Source organism: Pseudomonas sp. GYB4201 (assembly GCF_056312595.1).
The window spans coordinates 79,894-97,161 of record NZ_JBWGIG010000026.1; the positions used below are offsets into that span (position 1 = coordinate 79,894).

The 17,268-nt window shown below is 66.2% G+C and carries 14 protein-coding genes; 7 read left to right on the top strand and 7 right to left on the bottom strand.

Annotated features, from left to right (window positions below; all coding sequences use genetic code 11):
• Positions 1-64 precede the first annotated feature (64 nt).
• On the bottom strand, positions 65-859 hold the full coding sequence (gene xth, locus AC0Z2B_RS22430; RefSeq protein WP_476299534.1) for an exodeoxyribonuclease III: 795 nt from the start codon (positions 857-859) through the stop codon (positions 65-67).
• Positions 860-999: 140 nt separating this feature from the next.
• On the opposite strand from xth, the gene AC0Z2B_RS22435 reads away from it, so the two are divergent.
• From AC0Z2B_RS22435 to AC0Z2B_RS22445, 3 genes are all read left to right on the top strand, one after another.
• Positions 1,000-1,452 (top strand): hypothetical protein, encoded by a 453-nt coding sequence (locus AC0Z2B_RS22435; RefSeq protein ID WP_476299536.1) that lies wholly within the window; start codon positions 1,000-1,002, stop codon positions 1,450-1,452.
• 166 nt (positions 1,453-1,618) lie between these two features.
• Positions 1,619-4,096 carry a DNA ligase D gene (gene ligD / locus AC0Z2B_RS22440; RefSeq protein WP_476299538.1) on the top strand — a complete coding sequence of 826 codons (2,478 nt, stop codon included), beginning with the start codon at positions 1,619-1,621 and terminating at the stop codon, positions 4,094-4,096.
• Positions 4,093-5,049 carry a DUF72 domain-containing protein gene (locus AC0Z2B_RS22445; protein ID WP_476299556.1) on the top strand — a complete coding sequence of 319 codons (957 nt, stop codon included), beginning with the start codon at positions 4,093-4,095 and terminating at the stop codon, positions 5,047-5,049. The genes ligD and AC0Z2B_RS22445 overlap by 4 nt, the downstream gene beginning before the upstream one ends.
• An 80-nt stretch (positions 5,050-5,129) precedes the next feature.
• On the opposite strand, the gene ku is transcribed toward AC0Z2B_RS22445, so the two are convergent.
• Entirely contained in the window at positions 5,130-5,957 is an 828-nt protein-coding gene (gene ku, locus AC0Z2B_RS22450; protein WP_476299540.1) for a non-homologous end joining protein Ku, read from the bottom strand.
• Positions 5,958-6,339: 382 nt separating this feature from the next.
• On the opposite strand from ku, the gene AC0Z2B_RS22455 reads away from it, so the two are divergent.
• Positions 6,340-7,860: an NCS1 family nucleobase:cation symporter-1 gene (locus AC0Z2B_RS22455; RefSeq protein ID WP_476299542.1), complete on the top strand. Its 1,521-nt coding sequence runs from the start codon at positions 6,340-6,342 to the stop codon at positions 7,858-7,860.
• Between the two features lie 21 nt (positions 7,861-7,881).
• On the top strand, positions 7,882-8,601 hold the full coding sequence (locus AC0Z2B_RS22460) for an aspartate/glutamate racemase family protein (protein WP_476299544.1): 720 nt from the start codon (positions 7,882-7,884) through the stop codon (positions 8,599-8,601).
• Positions 8,602-8,691: 90 nt separating this feature from the next.
• On the opposite strand, the gene AC0Z2B_RS22465 is transcribed toward AC0Z2B_RS22460, so the two are convergent.
• On the bottom strand, positions 8,692-9,603 hold the full coding sequence (locus AC0Z2B_RS22465) for a LysR substrate-binding domain-containing protein (RefSeq protein WP_476299545.1): 912 nt from the start codon (positions 9,601-9,603) through the stop codon (positions 8,692-8,694).
• Between the two features lie 130 nt (positions 9,604-9,733).
• Here AC0Z2B_RS22465 and AC0Z2B_RS22470 point away from each other — a divergent pair, with 130 nt between their 5' ends.
• Positions 9,734-11,272: an HAL/PAL/TAL family ammonia-lyase gene (locus AC0Z2B_RS22470; RefSeq protein WP_476299547.1), complete on the top strand. Its 1,539-nt coding sequence runs from the start codon at positions 9,734-9,736 to the stop codon at positions 11,270-11,272.
• A 45-nt stretch (positions 11,273-11,317) separates the two neighbouring features.
• Here the strand turns inward: AC0Z2B_RS22470 and AC0Z2B_RS22475 are convergent, their stop codons facing one another.
• From AC0Z2B_RS22475 to AC0Z2B_RS22490, 4 genes are all read right to left on the bottom strand, one after another.
• A complete protein-coding gene (locus tag AC0Z2B_RS22475; RefSeq protein WP_416423919.1) occupies positions 11,318-12,091 on the bottom strand; it encodes a ParA family protein in 774 nt (257 codons plus the stop codon).
• A 94-nt stretch (positions 12,092-12,185) separates the two neighbouring features.
• Positions 12,186-12,611, bottom strand: coding sequence for a VOC family protein (locus tag AC0Z2B_RS22480; RefSeq protein ID WP_476299548.1), 426 nt, complete (start codon positions 12,609-12,611; stop codon positions 12,186-12,188).
• A gap of 110 nt (positions 12,612-12,721) precedes the next feature.
• A complete protein-coding gene (locus AC0Z2B_RS22485) occupies positions 12,722-14,764 on the bottom strand; it encodes an oxidoreductase (protein ID WP_476299550.1) in 2,043 nt (680 codons plus the stop codon).
• 27 nt (positions 14,765-14,791) lie between these two features.
• On the bottom strand, positions 14,792-15,694 hold the full coding sequence (locus AC0Z2B_RS22490) for a glycine betaine ABC transporter substrate-binding protein (RefSeq protein WP_476299552.1): 903 nt from the start codon (positions 15,692-15,694) through the stop codon (positions 14,792-14,794).
• 132 nt (positions 15,695-15,826) lie between these two features.
• Here AC0Z2B_RS22490 and AC0Z2B_RS22495 point away from each other — a divergent pair, with 132 nt between their 5' ends.
• Entirely contained in the window at positions 15,827-16,738 is a 912-nt protein-coding gene (locus AC0Z2B_RS22495) for a LysR substrate-binding domain-containing protein (protein WP_476299554.1), read from the top strand.
• Positions 16,739-17,268 lie beyond the last annotated feature (530 nt).

The following is a 17,268-nucleotide window of genomic DNA, read 5'->3' on the forward strand; positions in this document are numbered from 1 at the left end:
TGTGACCCCCCCAAAACAGCAGCGGGGGCACCGGCCAGCGCCGCCCGGCGGCAGCGGCTACGGGTCAGCGGCGCTTGCGGGTGCCCAGTTCTATCCACGTCGGCGCATGGTCGCTGGCGTGCTCCTCATTGCGCACCCAGGCATCCACCCCCGCATTCTTCAGGTAGGGCGCCATTGCCGGGTTCAACAGCAGGTGATCAATGCGCAACCCGCAATTGCGCGGCCAGTGCTGGCGAAAATAGTCCCAGAAGGTATACACCCGCTCCTCCGGGTACAGGTGCCGCAGCGCATCGGTCCAGCCCTGGGCCAGTAGCCGCTCGAAGCAGGCGCGGCTTTCGGGCTGCAGCAAGGCGTCCTTGAGCCACGACTTGGGGTTGTAGATGTCGAAATCCGTGGGCACCACGTTGTAATCCCCGGCCAGCACCACCGGGTGTTCGCTGCCCTGCAACTGCGCGGCGTGGGCGATCAGGCGTTCAAACCACGCCAGCTTGTAGGCAAACTTCGGCCCCGGCTGCGGGTTGCCGTTGGGCAGGTACAGGCACCCCACCAGCACCCCGTGCACCGCCGCCTCCAGGTAGCGGCTCTGGCTGTCGCTGGCATCCCCCGGCAGCCCACGGCGTGACTCCAGCGGCTCGGCGTCGCGGGCGAGGATGGCCACGCCGTTCCACGACGGCTGGCCGTGGTGCAGGCAGCCGTAGCCGATGGCTTCGAAATCGGCGGCGGGGAACTGTGCATCCGTGGCTTTCAGCTCCTGCAGGCAGGCAATGTCCGGGCGCTCGCGTTCCAGCCAGTGCAGCAGGTTGGGCAGCCGCGCGCGCAGGCCGTTGATGTTGAAGGTGGCGATTTTCAGGGCTTTCATGGGGTGGCGATTCCTATGCACCTGAGCGTTGAAAAAAATCAATCACGGCAACTGTCATTTCTGTCAGTTGTGGGTTGCCTGCACCACCGCCAACATTGCCCTTCCATCCCAGATAACGCCCTTATGGGCAGAGGCACACCATGTCCACGAAAAAAACGACTTCAACTTCAGATAAAGCGCAGCCACGCAACGAGACCACTCTTCAGGGTCATGTGCATATTGATTACTCATTCCAGGGACAGGCTGCTCAACTCGATTTTGACACCGCCACCTCCACCGATCATGGAGACATCAATATTACGCAAGGGAGAATTTACACCGACGAAACAAAGCTAGAAATCACCTGGGCTTTCACCTTGGACTTCGAGACTAAGGTGGGCACCTACGAAATCGGAAGCGGCACAACGAATAAAGGAAGCCTTGTCAACCAACGAGAGGGCCACCATTTCGAATTCACCCATGGCACCCTTCATATCGATGAGTACAGTGTAGGCAACACTGTGAAAGGCCGGCTTGTTAACGTGGGCAGTCAACATCCAGGATTCAACATTTCCTTTGCCACCCTGGAATTCCACCATCCCCGCAAGCACTAAAAGTATCACCGTGCTGACGCGTGGGTAAGCCCAAGTGTCTCGGCCTTCAACAATGAAGGCCGATGCCGAGGCACCGTTGAACGTTAACGCCCGTCATATGCATTGAACTCTCCCTTGGCCTGCCGCTCCGACTGGGTAATACCTGTACAGCGCCGGATCCCTCGCCATGGCCAGACCGCTCGAACACTACCAGCGCAAGCGTAACTTCGACGCCACCCCCGAGCCCAGCGGCAAGGCCACCCGGCGCAGCAAGGGCCATGCGCTGCAGTTCTGCATCCAGAAGCACGACGCCAGCCACCTGCACTACGACTTCCGCCTGGAACTGGACGGCACCCTGAAGAGCTGGGCGCTGCCCAAGGGCCCGTCGCTGGACCCGAAGGTGCGGCGCCTGGCGGTGCATGTGGAAGACCACCCGCTGGACTACGCCAGTTTCGAAGGGCATATCCCCGAAGGGCACTACGGCGCCGGCGATGTGATCGTGTGGGACCGCGGCGTGTGGATTCCCGAGGGCGACCCGCAGCAAAGCTACGAAAAGGGCAAGCTGCGCTTTCGCCTGCAAGGCGAAAAGCTGTCAGGCATCTGGAACCTGTTTCGCACCCACCTGGCCGGCAAGAAAGAACAGTGGCTGCTGATCAAGTCGGCGGACGCCGAGGCCCGCCCGGAAGCCGAATTCGACATCGTCCAGGCCGCCCCCGACAGCGTGCTCAGTGACCGTACGCTGATTCCCAAGGCGCCCAAAAAGCCAGCCAAGCCGGCGAAAAAGCCCAAGGCTGCGCTGAGCCACGCGCCCAAAGCTGCCCTGCCCGCCACCCTCACCCCGCAACTGGCGACGCTGATCGAGTCACCGCCCAGCGGCGACTGGCTGTACGAGATCAAGTTCGACGGCTACCGGGTGATGGCGCGCATCGACGGCGCCAAGGTCACCCTGTTCACGCGCAACGGCAAGGACTGGACCGCGAAAATGCCCAGCCAGGCCAAGGCCCTGGCCGCCTTGGGCCTGCAATCGGCGTGGCTGGACGGCGAGATGGTGGTGGCCAACGCCGACGGCGTGTCCGACTTCCAAGCCCTGCAGAACGCCTTCGACGACGGCAGCGACGAGGCCATCGTCTATTACCTGTTCGATGTGCCCTACCTCAACGGCCACGACCTGCGCCAGTGCCCGCTGCAGGAGCGCCGCGCCGCCCTGGCTGCGCTGCTGGAACCCAACCAGGCGCCGCAGCTGCGCTACTCCAGCGATTTCGACCAGCCGGTCGAATCCCTGCTGGCCAGCGCCTGCCAGATGGACATGGAAGGCCTGATTGGCAAACGCCTGGGCAGCCTCTACAACGGCAAGCGCAGCAGCGACTGGATCAAGCTCAAGTGCAAGCAGCGCCAGGAGTTCGTGATCGTCGGCTACACCGACCCCAAGGGCAGCCGCAGCGGTTTCGGCGCGCTGCTGCTGGGCCTGCATGACGCCGACAGCGGTGAGCTGCGCTACGCCGGCAAGGTCGGCACCGGCTTCAACGCCGCCACCCTGGCCAGCATCCTCCAGCGCCTGAAGCCGCTGGCCACCGGCAAGCCGCAGGTCAGCAACGCCCCCACCGGCGTCCAGGCCCGCGACGTGCACTGGCTCAAGCCGCAGCTGCTGGCCGAGGTCGCCTACGCGCAGATGACCCGCGACGGCGTGGTGCGCCACTCGGTGTTCCATGGCCTGCGCGACGACAAGCCGGCCAAGGCCATTGCCCAGGAGAAACCCGTGACAGCCGCCAAGGTTAAAACCCGCACCGCCGCCAGCCGCGACACCCTGCGCCTGACCCACCCCGACCGCGTCATCGACGCCAGCAGCGGCGCCACCAAGCGCGACCTCGCCGAGTACTACGCCCAGGTGGCACCGTGGATCGCGCCGCACCTCAAGGACCGCCCCGTGGCCCTGGTACGCGCCCCGGAAGGCCTGGCCGGCGAGCTGTTCTTCCAGAAGAACGCCGGGCACCTGGACATCCCCGGCCTGGTCAGCGACGAGGCTGCCGGGCAGTCGGTGATCATCATCAACCGCGCCGACGCGCTGCTGGGTGCGGTGCAGATGAACACCCTGGAGCTGCACACCTGGAACACCACCCGCGCCAACTACGACAAACCCGACCGTTTCATCCTCGACCTTGACCCGGACCCGGCGCTGCCGTGGAAAAGCATGCTCGAAGCCACCCAGCTGACCCTGACCCTGCTGGACGAACTGGGCCTGGCCGCCTTTCTCAAGACCAGTGGCGGCAAGGGCATGCACATCGTCGTGCCGCTGACCCGTCGCGCTGGCTGGGATGAGGTGAAGGAGTTCAGCCACGCCATCGTCAAGCACCTGGCCGACCTGCTGCCCGACCGCCTCACCGCCGTGTCAGGGCCGAAGAACCGCGTGGGGCGGATCTTCATCGACTATTTGCGCAACACCCGCGGCGCCACCACCGCCTGCGCCTACTCGGTACGCGCCCGGGAAGGCCTGCCGGTGTCGGTGCCTATCCGCCGCGACGAACTCACCGCGCTCAAGGGCGCCAACCAGTGGACCCTGTTCAACCTGGCCGAGCGCCTGGCCGACCTTGATGACCCCTGGGCCGACTACGCCAGCACCAAGCAGTCGATCACCGCGGCCTTGCGCAAGCGCCTGGGTGTGCACTGATGGCCAAGGCGACGGTGCACATTGGCATTTCCGGCTGGCGCTACACGCCGTGGCGCGGCGACTTCTACCCCGAAGGCCTGAAGCAGAAGGACGAACTGCACTTCGCCTCCCGCGCCGTCAGCAGCATCGAGATCAACGGCACCTTCTACGCCCTGCAACGGCCCGAGCGCTTCGCCCAATGGGCCGCCGAGACGCCCGAGGGTTTCCTGTTCAGCGTCAAGGGCCCGCGCTACATCACCCACACCAAACGCCTGCACGACATCGACGAGGCCCTGGCCAATTTCTTCGCGTCCGGGCCGTTGTCACTGGGCGACCGGCTAGGGCCGATGCTGTGGCAGTTCCCGCCCAACCTGCGTTTCGACGCCGGGCTGTTCGACGCCTTCATGGCGCAGCTGCCGCGCACCGGCAAACAGTTGCTCGACCAGGCCCGCCACTGTGCCGAACGCCTGCAACGCCCGGGTTACCTGGACGGCAGCCCGCAACAACGCCTGCGCCACGCCATCGAGATTCGCCACGAGAGCTTCGTCGACCCCGCCTTCGTCGCCCTGCTGCGCAAGCACGACGTGGCCTTGGTGGTGGCCGACGCGGCGCGTAAATGGCCGCGGGTGCAGGACGTGACCAGCGACTTCATTTACCTGCGCCTGCACGGTGACAAGCAGCTCTACGCCAGCGGCTATTCGGACTCGGCGCTGGAGCAATGGCGCAAGCGCATCATGGCCTGGAAGCGCGGCGCGCAACCGGGGGATGCCGAGCTGATCGAGGCCCACCAAGCGCCGCCCAAGGCCACCGCGCGGGAGGTGTTCTGCTACTTCGACAACGACATCAAGGTGCGCGCGCCCTACGACGCGCGGCGCTTGCTGGCGCTGCTGAAACTGGACAAGAACCTGCAAACCACCCCGGGCGAACTTCCCGCCGATTTTCACTGGCAACCGCGTCGCCTGCATCGCGACTAAAGTCGGCTCCTACCACGGACGGCGTAGGAGCCGACTTTAGTCGCGATGCAGGCAACCCGATGTAATGTCGGACGTAGCTATCAGGAGGCTTTTTTGCTGGCGCGTTTGGGCGCCGGTTTTTTCCCCGCCAGGCTGCGCTTGAGCAGGTCGGTCAGGTCGAGGATATCCGCGCCCTTCTGTTCGCCCTGCTCGTCCACCGAGGTCACGGTGGCGATCTTGCCCTTGCTGGCCTTCTCTTCCACCAGGTCCATGATGGTCTGCTTGAAGTCGTCCTGGTACTCCTCGGGCGTCCAGCTGCCGCTCATGTCCTCCACCAGGCGCTTGGCCATCTGCAGTTCACGCTTGTCGATCTTCGCCCCGGTGACACTGCTGTCCAGCTCCAGCCCTTCCAGCCCACGCACCTGGCTCGGCCAGCGCAGGGTGATCATCACCAGCGCGTCCTCCAGCGGGCGGATCAGCGCCAGATGCTGCTGGGTGTGCAGCACCACCCGCGCCAGGGCCACCTTGCCGGTGCTGTCCAGGGTTTGGCGCAGCAGTGCGTAGACCTTGCCGCCGCGCTTGTCCGGAGCCAGGTAGTACGGGGTCTCGAAGGCCTGAAGGGGGATTTCGCCGGCGGTCACGAACGAGAAGATATCGATGGTCTGGGTGGCTTCCGGGCGCGCCTTGCGGATCTCCTCCTCGCTGATCACCACGTAGCGGCCTTTCTCGTATTCCACGCCCTTGACGATGTTGTCCTTGTCGATGTCCTTGCCGGTGACCTTGTTGATGCGCTTGTAGCCCACCGGGTCCATGCTGCGCTTGTCCAGCCAGTCGAAATCGATGCGCTCGCTGGACACGGCCGTGGTCAGCGCCACGGGGATGTGCACCAGGCCGAAGCTGATGGCGCCTTTCCAGATGGCTCGAGCCATGCTGCACCTCCTGCGGGGCCCGGGGTGGGCCTATAGAAAGACTGACTACAGGCTGCTGGGAAGGTTTAGTTGGGGGGCCAGGACGCGCCCAGTTACCAATCGCCCCAAAATGGGGAACCGTCGCCCTGATCAGGGGCGCAGCGGTTGTGGACAGCCACCCTGTCACCATGGGTAACACGATTGTATACAATATTTTCCTGACCGTTTGGGCATGATTTCCCTGCCTGCTGTTCCCACCAAACCCCCATGTTTCCTTGCAAATCAACCCTCTGTAGCGCTACGAACAAGACCATTGAAAAAACAGTTCACACAACTGGCACAAAACTGGCTTACCTGAACCACCAACTTGTATACATAAATACAATAACGTGGAGCCCTACCGATGCAGCTGAACAGCCCTGCCGAGTCCTCCCTAGCCGAATTAGCCCCCGCACACCTGCGTGACCATGAGGTGCCGGCCCTCAGCCCGCGCCTGCACAACCGTGACCTGGCCCCCACCCGCCAGGAAGGCCGGCGCTGGGGCGGCTACAGCATTTTCTCGCTGTGGGCCAACGACGTGCACAACATCGCCAACTACTCCTTCGCCATGGGCCTGTACGCCATGGGCCTGGGCGGCTGGCAGATCCTGTTGTCGCTGCTGATTGGCGCGGCGCTGGTGTATGGCTTCATGAACCTGTCCGGCTACATAGGTCAGAAGACCGGGGTGCCGTTCCCGGTCATCAGCCGCATCAGCTTCGGCATTCATGGCGCGCAGCTGCCGGCGCTGGTGCGCGCGGTCATCGCCATCGCCTGGTTCGGCATCCAGACTTACCTGGCCTCGGTGGTGCTCAAGGTGCTGGCCACGGCCCTGGTGCCGAGCCTGGCCGCCTACGACCACAACCTGCTGCTGGGCCTGTCGAGCCTGGGCTGGGGCTGCTTCATCAGCATCTGGCTGGTGCAGCTGGTGATCCTCGCCTATGGCATGGAAACCGTACGCCGCTACGAAGCGTTCGCCGGGCCGGTGATCCTGCTGACCATGACCGCGCTGGCGGCGTGGATGTACAGCCGCGTGGGCGGCCACATCAGCTGGGCCATCCGCGAGCCGCTGCAGGGCGCCGCCATGTGGCGCGGCATCTTCGCCGGGGGCGCGTTGTGGCTGGCGATCTACGGCACGCTGATCCTCAATTTCTGCGACTTCGCCCGCTCGGCGCCGTCCCGGCGCTGCATCCGCGTGGGCAACTTCTGGGGCCTGCCGGTGAACATCCTCGCCTTCGCCGTGGTGACGGTGCTGCTCTGCGGCGCGCAGTTCTCCATCGACGGCCAGACCATCGAAAACCCCACGCAGATCATCCAGGCCATCCCCCACACCGCGTTCCTGGTGCTGGGCTGCCTGGCGCTGCTGATCGTCACCGTGGCGGTGAACATCATGGCCAACTTCGTCGCCCCGGCCTTCGTGCTCAGCAACCTGGCGCCACGCCTGCTGACCTTCCGCCGCGCCGGCATGATCAGCGCCGCGGTGGCGGTGCTGATCCTGCCGTGGAACCTGTACAACAGCCCGGTGGTGATCCAGTACTTCCTGGCCGGCCTGGGCGCCCTGCTGGGCCCGCTGTACGGCATCATCAGCGCCGACTACTGGCTGCTGCGCCGCGGCAGGATCAACGTGCCGCAGCTGTACACCGAAGCCAGCGACGGCGCCTACCACTACCGCCGCGGCATCAACCCGCGCGCCGTGGCCGCGGTGCTGCCGGCCGCGATCATCGCCATCGTGCTGGCGCTGGTGCCGGCGTTCGCCACCGTGTCGGCGTTCTCCTGGCTGTTCGGCGCCACCATCGCCGCGGCCGTCTACCTGCTGATCAGCGACCGTCACCAGGCGTTCGCCGACGTCAGCGGCGAGTGCATCGCCGTCGACAACGCCAGCCACTGATTCCTGCCAATGAGGTCCTCCATGCGTATCCTTGTCGTCAACGTCAACACCACCGAATCCATCACCGCCACCATCGCCGAGCAGGCGCGCAGCGTGGCCGCACCGGGCACCGAGATCGTCGGCCTGACGCCGCGCTTCGGCGCCGAGTCGGTGGAGGGCAACTTCGAAAGCTACATGGCCGCCATCGGCGTGATGGACGCGGTGATGCGCTACGACCAGCCGTTCGACGCGGTCATCCAGGCCGGCTACGGCGAGCACGGCCGCGAGGGCCTGCAGGAGCTGCTGAACGTGCCGGTGGTGGACATCACCGAAGCCGCCGCCAGCCTGGCCATGCTGCTGGGCCACGCCTACTCGGTGGTCACCACCCTGGACCGCACCGTGCCGCTGATCCAGGACCGCCTGCGCCTGGCCGGCCTGTACCAGCGCTGCGCCTCGGTGCGCGCCAGCGGCGTGGCGGTGCTGGAGCTGGAAGAAGACCCGGCCCGCGCGGTGGCCGCCATCGTCGCCCAGGCCGAACAGGCGGTGCGTGACGACAAGGCCGAGGTGATCTGCCTGGGCTGCGGTGGCATGGCCGGGCTCGATGAGCTGATTCGCGAAGCCACCGGCGTGCCGGTGGTGGACGGCGTGACCGCCGCCGTGACCCTGGCCGAGTCGCTGGTGCGGCTGGGGCTGAGCACCTCCAAGGTGCGCACCTACGCCACGCCGCGCAGCAAACGCGTCGACGGCTGGCCGCTGGCCTGACCCCGTAGCAGCTGCCGAAGGCTGCGTCCGCTTCACGCGGTGCATCAGATAAACCGCGCGGGTTCCCGGGACGCGGCCTTGGGGCCGCTGCTACGGGATGTGGGGCGCCTGTTGGGCCTTGCCCTTGGCCACCAGCCAGCGGTGGAAGCTGCGGCACTGGGGCTTGTTGAAGGCATCGCTGCTCCAGCGCAGCTGATACGCCGCCGCCAGGGGCAGCGCATGGGCGTAGGGCATCAGCAATTGCTGGCACGCCAGCAGCCCGCTGACCATGGCATAAGGCGCCAGCACCACCCCCTGCCCCAGCAGCGCCGCGTCGATGGCCAGGCTGGTGGAGGAATAGGTGCGTGGTTGCCGCAACGGCTGCTCGACGACCACGCCGGCGCTGGCGAACCAGCTCTCCCAGGACGGCGGCGAGTCGAACTTGGGCCGTGAGTCGACCCGGATCAACGGCAACCGCGCCAGCGCCGCCGGCGTCGCGCAGGGGCCGCACAGGCTGGCCGCGCACACCGGCACCACGCAGTCGTGGAACAGCACCGCGGCATGCTCGCCGGGCTGCGGGCTGTCGCCATAACCAATGCGAAAATCCACGCCGTCGGCCAGCAGGTCTTCGTTCAGGGTGCTGTCCAGGTACACGCTTACCCCTGGGTGCTGCTGCTCCCATTCCGGCATCAACGGCGCCAGCCACTTCGCCAGCAGCGACGGCAGCCCACTGATCGACAGGCTGTGCGGGTCGCGCGCGCGGTGGGCTTCGTCGACGCCCAGGCGCAGGGTCTCGAACGCCGCGCTGCAACGCGCATGAAAGCGCTGGCCGTTGGGGCTCAGTTGCAGGCGCTGCCCGACTTTTACCGTCAGGCTGATGCCCAGCGCCTGCTCCAGCAGCTTCATCTGCTGGCTGACCGCGCCGGTGGAAATCCCCAGGCGCCGCGCTGCCTGGGTGATGCCGCCGCAGTGGCCCACCGCTTCGAATATTTCCATGGCCCGCAAGGGTGGCAATGGCGTCATCGGCGCCTCCTTCAATCGTTTAGGTATTCTAAACAACGGCGCAGTTTTAGCCATCTTATCTTCACTGACTCCGCCCCGTAGGCTATTCCCATCCCCCACGACGGGGGCCATTTGCCAGGTGGAGTGACTGATGAACCGCTATCCCGACCCGATCCAGCACGTGGTGCTGGGCGACACCGACCTCAGCCTCGATGCCTTCGTCGCCGTGGCCCGCCATGGCGCCACGGTGGCGTTCAGCGATGCCTACAAGGCGCGCGTCAACGCCTCGTGCCAGCTGGTGCACCGCTTCCTTGAAGAGAACCGCCTGGTCTACGGCGTGACCACCGGCTTCGGCGACAACGTGCGCCACGTCATCGCCCCCGAGGACGCCCGCACCCTGCAGACCAACATTGTCCGCTCCCACGCCGTGGCCGTGGGCGAGCCGTTGAACCGCGAGCAGGTGCGCGCCGTGGCGCTGATGATGCTGGTCAGCCTGGGCAAGGGCTTTTCCGGCGTGCGCCTGGAACTGCTGGAGCTGATTGCCGGCGTGCTCAACCACGACGTGATGCCGTTCGCCCCCGGCGAAGGGTCGGTGGGCTACCTGGCCGTGGAAGGCCACATCGCCCTGGTGCTGCTGGGCGAAGGCCGCGCGCGGGTGGCCGACGGTGAATGGCTGGATGGCGGCGAGGCCCTGCGCCAGGTGGGCCTGTGCCCCACGCAGCTGCACACCAAGGAAGGCCTGGCGATGCTCAACGGCACCACCTCGGTCACCGCCCTGGGCCTGCTGGCGCTGTACAACGCCACCCAGGCCGCGCGCGTCGCCGACCTGGCCGCGGCGCTGTCGGTGGAAGCCCTGCGCGGCACCGTGCGCGCCTATGACCCGCGCTACCACTCGGTCAAGGCCCACCCGTTGCAGGCGCAGACTGCGCGCACCCTCTGCGCGCTGCTGGCCGACAGCCAACTGGCTGCCGACAACATCGACCACCGCCTGCAGGACTTCTACAGCCTGCGCGCCATCCCCCAGGTGCACGGCGCCGTGAAGCAGTTCATCGAGTTCGCCCGCCAGGCCCTGGAGGCCGAGCTGTGCTCCAGCGGCGACAACCCGGTGATCTACCCCACCGGCAACGGCGACGGCGTGGCCATTTCCGGCGCCAACTTCGACGGTTCCTACGTGGGCATGGCCACCGACACCCTGTGCGTGGCCATGACCAACCTGGCCAAATTCTCCGAGCGGCGCACCGACCGCATGGTCAACTCGCACTTCAGCGAAATGCCCGCCTTCCTGGTGCGCCAACCGGGGCTCAACAGCGGTTACATGATCATCCAGTACACCGCCGCCGGCCTGCTGGGGGAAATGAAAGTGCTGTCGCACCCGGCGTCGGTGGACAGTGTGTCGACCTGCGGCAACCAGGAAGACCCGGTCAGCTTCGCCTACAACGCGGCGATGAAGGCCTACAAGGTGTCGCAGAAACTGGAGTCGGTGCTGGCCATCGAGGTGTTGGTCGGCTGCCAGGCCCTGGACTTCCACGCCGTGGACAAGGCCGGCAGCGCCACCCGCGCGGTGTACGACCTGGTGCGCAGCGTGGTGCCGGTAGCCGAGCAGGACCGGGCGTTCTACGCCGACATCGTCAGCGTGACCGAGCAGCTGCGCAGCGGCGCGCTGCTCAAATGCGCGCCGGTCACCCCGTAGCAGCTGCCGCCAGGCTGCGTCACTGAAGCCGCGGCCTGGACAATGTCAGGCCGCACGCTCCAGCGTCGCCAGTAACTCCTGGAACTGCACCGCCAGCTTGTGCCGCGGCGCCAGGTGAATCATCGGCACGCCGGCCTCGTGGGACTCGCGCATCTTCACCGTGCTGCTCAGGTACACCGGCAGCATCGGCAGGCCTTCCTGAATCAGCTCGTCCACGAGCGTCTGGTGCAGGCTGGTGCGGCTCTCGAACTGGTTCACCACCACGCCCTCCACCACCAGCGTCTCGTTGTGGTCGGCGCGCAGCTCGGCCACCTGGGCCACCACGTTGTAAAGCGCCTGGCGCGAGAACAGGTCGCAGTCGAACGGAATCAACACCCGCTGCGCCGCGATCAGCGCGCTGAAGGTGTAGAAATTCAGCGCCGGCGGCGTGTCGATGTAGATGCGCTCGTAGTCCTCGGACAAGTCCACCAGCAGCTTGCGCAGCTTGTTGATCTTGAACTTGGCCTCCAGCTTGGCCTGCAGGTCGGCCAGCTCGGGCGAAGCCGTGATCACGTCGAGGTTGTCATAGCGCGTCGGCGTGATCGCCACCTTGTACTTCTTGCCCGACCCGCCCGGGTACAGGGTGTGCTTGAAGAAATCGGCGATCCCCATGGGAATCGCCTCGCCCACGCACCCGGTCAGGTAATGCGTGGAGTTGGCCTGGGGGTCCAGGTCCACCAGCAGCGTCTTGTAGCCCTCGGCGGCACTGACTGCGGCGAGATTGCAGGCGATGCTCGACTTGCCAACGCCACCTTTTTGATTGAACACCACACGACGCATCAGTCCATTGTTCCGCTGAAAAAAGGGGCTTGGATCCTATCAACTAATTGTTACAGTTTTGCTATCACCCCACCATAAATCAGCACCAACCGGTTTATTTGGCGAATAACTGGCCCATGTCCTTGAACGCCTTGAACTCCAATGCATTCCCGCACGGGTCAAACAGGAACATCGTCGCCTGCTCCCCCACCTGCCCCTGGAAGCGAATGTACGGTTCGATCACAAAGGCTATCCCGAAGGATTTCAGGCGCGCCGCCAGCGCCTCCCACTCTTCCCAGCGCAGCACGATGCCGAAGTGCGGCACTGGCACGTCGTGGCCGTCCACGGGGTTGCTGTGCACATTGGCCTGAGCGTCGGTCCTGGGGTGCAGGTGAATGACCAACTGGTGGCCGTAGAAATTGAAGTCGACCCATTGGGCGCTTGAGCGCCCTTCTTCAAGGCCGAAGACCTCGCCGTAGAAAGCGCGGGCGGCGGCCAGGTCGTGGACGGGGATGGCCAGGTGAAAGGGTGAGAGACTCATGGCAGGTGCTCCGCAAATGCGCTTAGTGTAGTCGCTGCCGCAGGCTGCGCTGGCCCTCAGCCACGCTGGAGATCTCCAGTGAATTCGGCTGGCGCCAGCGGCCACAGGTATCACAGCGCCAGCGACAGCCGCAGGCCATCGTAGATGGCAGCGTGGATGTCGCGGCTGGCCACGGCATCGCCTATGCGGAACAGCTGGAAGCGGCCGTCAGCGTTGGCCACCAACGCCTGCTCGCGCACGTCGATGAACGCCTGTTGGTCCAGCTCGCCACGGTTGCGTGACTGCGCTTTCAGGGCGAAGTACAGGTCGTCCAACGGCAGGGTGCCGTGCTCCACCACCACGTGGTCCACCACCCGTTCGTAGTGGTGGCGCGTGGCTTCGCACCACAGCCGCGCCACGCGGCGGCCGCCTTCGGCGCGCACGGCCACCAGGCGCTGGCTGAAGGTCTGCTGCACGTTGTGCTCGACGAACACCTTCAGGTAGGCCGGCATGTTCAGGCCGCCCACGTCCGGGCCGAGCATGGCTTCGCCAGTGACGAACTGCACGTGCACGCCGGGCTGCTGCGCCAGCACCTCGGTGCAGCTCAGGGCCTGGTGCGCGCCGTTGCCGTCGAACACCAGCACCTCCCCCTGGGGCTTGCAGTCGCCGGTCAGCACGTCCCAGCTGCTGCGCACCAGTTCGCTGCCGTGCTCAAGGAACTCACAGTCGGGCACGCCGCCGGTGGCGATAATGACCACGTCCGGGGCCAGGGCCAGCACGTCGTTGGCCTCGGCGTAGCAGTTGTAGCGAATGCTCACCCCCAGCCGCTCGCACTCGGCCAGGCGCCAGTCGACCACGCCGATCAGCTCGCGGCGGCGCAGCGGCATGGCGGCCACGCGCACCTGGCCGCCGGCCTGGTCGCCGGCTTCCAGCACGCTGACGCGGTGGCCACGCTCGGCGCATACCCGCGCGGCTTCAAGCCCCGCGGGGCCGGCGCCAACCACCACCACGTGGCGGCCTGGCGTGGTGCTGGGTGGCGTGACCTGGGGAATGCGTGCCTCGCGGCCGGTGGCCGGGTTGTGGATGCAGTGGGCTTCGCCGGAAATGTAGATGCGGTCGATGCAGTAGCTGGCGCCCACGCAGGGGCGGATGCGTTCTTCCTGGCCGGCGGCCACCTTGGCCAGCAGGTGCGGGTCGGCCATGTGCGGGCGGGTCAGCCCTACCAGGTCCACCAGGCCTTCGCGCAGGGCGTGGCGGGCGGTGGCGACGTCGCTGATGCGCGCCGCATGCATCACTGGCACCGGCACGGCGCGGCGTACGGCGCCGGCCAGTTCCAGGTGCGGACCGGCCGGGGTACCCATGCCGGGGATCACCCGCGCCAGGGCCTCGCCGCTGTCGATGCGGCCCTTGATCACGCTGACGAAGTCCATGCCGTGGTCGGCCAGGGTACGGGCGATGGTCAGGCCCTCTTCCTGGCCCAGGCCGCCAGGCATGTCCTCCTCCACCGCCATGCGCACGCCGATGATGAACTGCGGCCCGACCGCCTTGCGCATGGCTGCCAGCACCTCCAGGGGAAAACGCAGGCGCCCTTCCAGGCCGCCGCCGTAGCCGTCGTCGCGAAGGTTGCCGGGGCTCCAGAACGCGTCGAACAGGTGGCCGTAGGCTTCGATCTCCACGCCATCCAGGCCGGCGGCCTTGCAGCGCTCGGCGGCGTCGGCGTACTGGCGAACGATGCGGGCGATGTCGAAGTCCTCCATCTGCTTGGCGAAGCTGCGGTGCGAGTGCTCGCGGCCGCGCTGGGGCCACATCAGCGGCAGCCAGTCATCGGTGAAGTTGCTGGCGCGCCAGCCCAGGTGCGACAGCTGGCACATCACCGCGCTGCCGTGCTGGTGCACGCCGTCGGCCAGTTCCGCCAGCCATGGCACCACTTCGTCCTTGTACAGGTGCAGGTTGCCAAAGGCCGGTGGGCTGTCGGCGGCGACGATCGACGAGCCGCCGATCATGGTCAGGGCCACGCCACCCTTGGCCTTTTCCTCATGGTAGAGACGGTAGCGCTGGCGCGGCATGCCGTCTTCCGAATAGGCCGGTTCGTGGGAGGTGCTGACCACGCGGTTGCGCAGGTGCAGGTGTTTGAGGGCAAAGGGTTGCAACAGCGGATCGTTGGCGCTGGCCATGGGGCATCCTCATCGATGGCGGCGGGATCAGGGCTGGGTGCTGCTGGCGGTCTGCGCCGCCTGGTCGAACATGGCGTCGAAACGGGGTTTGTTGGCGGCGTAATAGTCGGCCACCACGCGGTCGGTGCCGCTGTCACGGGCCTTGAGCATCAGGCCCTGCAGCTCGGCCAGGGGCATCGAGTAATGGGCGAAGAAGTACGCTACCTGCGGGTGCTGCTGACTGAAGCCCTTGCGCGCCACGGCGTGGATCTGCTCGGCGCCGCCGAAAATGCCCTTGGGTTCGGCTAGATAGCGCAGCTTCCATTTGGAGAACATCCAGTGCGGGTTCCAGGCATTGATCACCGCCCACTGGCCGCGGCGCAGGCCACGGTCCATCTCGGTGAGCATGCCGGTCTCGGACGAGGCCACCAGCTTGTAGCCGGCCAGGTGGTAGGCGTCGATGGCCTTGAGCGACAGCTTGTACTGGCCGTTGCCGGCCTCGGAGGTGAGGATGCGGCCGTCGAGCTTGGCGCGCACCTCGGGCTTGTTCAGGTCCTCGACGCTGGCCACCTCGCTTGCCGGCACGGTGTCGGGCACCGCCCAGCCGATGCGGCCTTCGTACAGCACGCCGAGGTCTTCGAGGCGGTCCTTGTACTTGTCCCAGTAGTCCTTGTGGGTGTTGGGCAGCCACACCATGGGAATCAGGTCGATGTTGCCGTTGGCCAGGGCCTGGAACTGGATGCCGATGTCGGCCTGCACCATCTTCACCGGCTGCTTGAGGTGGTCTTCCAGGGCGGTCTGGGCCAGCTTGGCGGTGATTTCGGTGTCGGACCAGTTCACCCAGCCGATGCGTATGGGGGCGGGCGCGTCGGCGGCGTGGGCCATGAGGGTGGTGGCGGCCAGCAACAAGGCGGCGAGCCTGGCATAAGCTTTTGGGCTATACAGATGCATTGGCTTGTTCCTCAACGTTAGGTCACGGTTTCCTGGGCAGTCGAAGTCAGCGCTATGTTTTTTGTTGATCAAAGCAAATCCCGGGCCGCGCCTGCAATCGATTAAAACTGCCGGTTGCCATGAGAAAAGATTATGGAAAGACTGCGTCGACGCCTGCCGCCCCTCACCGCCCTGGTGGTCTTCGAGGCCGCCGCGCGGCTACAGAGCTTTACCCTGGCGGCGCAGGAGATGTGCATCACCCAGGCCGCCGTGAGCCGGCAGATTCGCCAGCTGGAGGAGCACCTGGCCAACCCGCTGTTCATCCGCAACCACCGCAACGTCACCCTCACCAACGCCGGCCAGCGCTTGTTCGAAGCGGTGGACGAGAGCCTTGAGCGCATCGCCCAGGCCAGCACCGAGATCCGCGGCGACGCCAGCGACGCCATCACCATCGCCGCCACCGTGTGCATGGCCACCTACTGGCTGATGCCGCGCCTGGATGCCTTCCAGCGCGAATTCCCCCAAGTGGCGCTGCGCCTGTTTGCCTTCGACCGCGAGATTGACCTGCGCGCGGAAAACGTCGACGTGGCCATTACCTGCGGCAACGGCGGCCAGCGCCACGGCGTGCGCCTGAGCCATTTGATGGATGAGGAACTGGTGCCGCTGTGCAGCCCCGCCTACCTGCAGGGCCGCACCCTGCACGAGCCTCAAGAACTGCTGGGCGAGCGCCTGCTGAACCTTGACCGCGAGCACTGGCGCGGCTTCAACTGGGCGGTCGCCGACTGGGCCGCCTGGTTTGACCAGATGCAGGTGCGAGGCCCGCTGCCGCCTGCGCGCCTGGCCTTCAACAACCACGCCCAGCAGATCCTCGCCACCCTGGAAGGCCGCGGCATCGCCCTGGGCAGCCCGCACATGCTCACCGACCTGCTGGCCGACGGCCGCCTGGTGCAGGCCCTGCCCCACCGCTACGCCACCCGGCGCGGCTATTACCTGGCGGTGAACGAGCACAGCACCCGGCCCCAGGCAGTGGCGCGGTTGCAAGCGTGGCTGCAAGGCGCCGCGTGATCCCGACGCTGCCTGGCGGCAGCCGCTACAGCAATCGCGCACACCGCCCCTGTAGCAGCGGCCGCAGGCCGCGTCCAAGGCACCGCCCTGTTCCCGGCACACCGCACCGCACCCGGACGCCGCCTGCGGCAGCTGCTACGGGGACGCGCGCAACCTGCTGATCGCGTCGTCTGCATCGCGGCCAAGGCCGGCTCCTACCACGCACGGGGTAGGAGCCGACTTTAGTCGCGATGCAGTCAACGCAGTTTCAAGACAGTTGCTCCTACGCGGCTACAGCAATCGCACACACCGCTCCCGTAGCAGCGGCCATAGGCCGCGTCCGAAGGTGCCGCGCTGTTTCCGGCACACCGCAGCGCACCCGGACGCCGCCTGGCGGCAGCTGCTACGGGGACGCGCGCAACCCGCTGATCGCGTCGTCTGCATCGCGGCCAAGGCCGGCTCCTACCACGCACGGGGTAGGAGCCGACTTTAGTCGCGATGCAGTCAACGCAGTTTCAAGACAGTTGCTCCTACGCGGCTACAGCAATCGC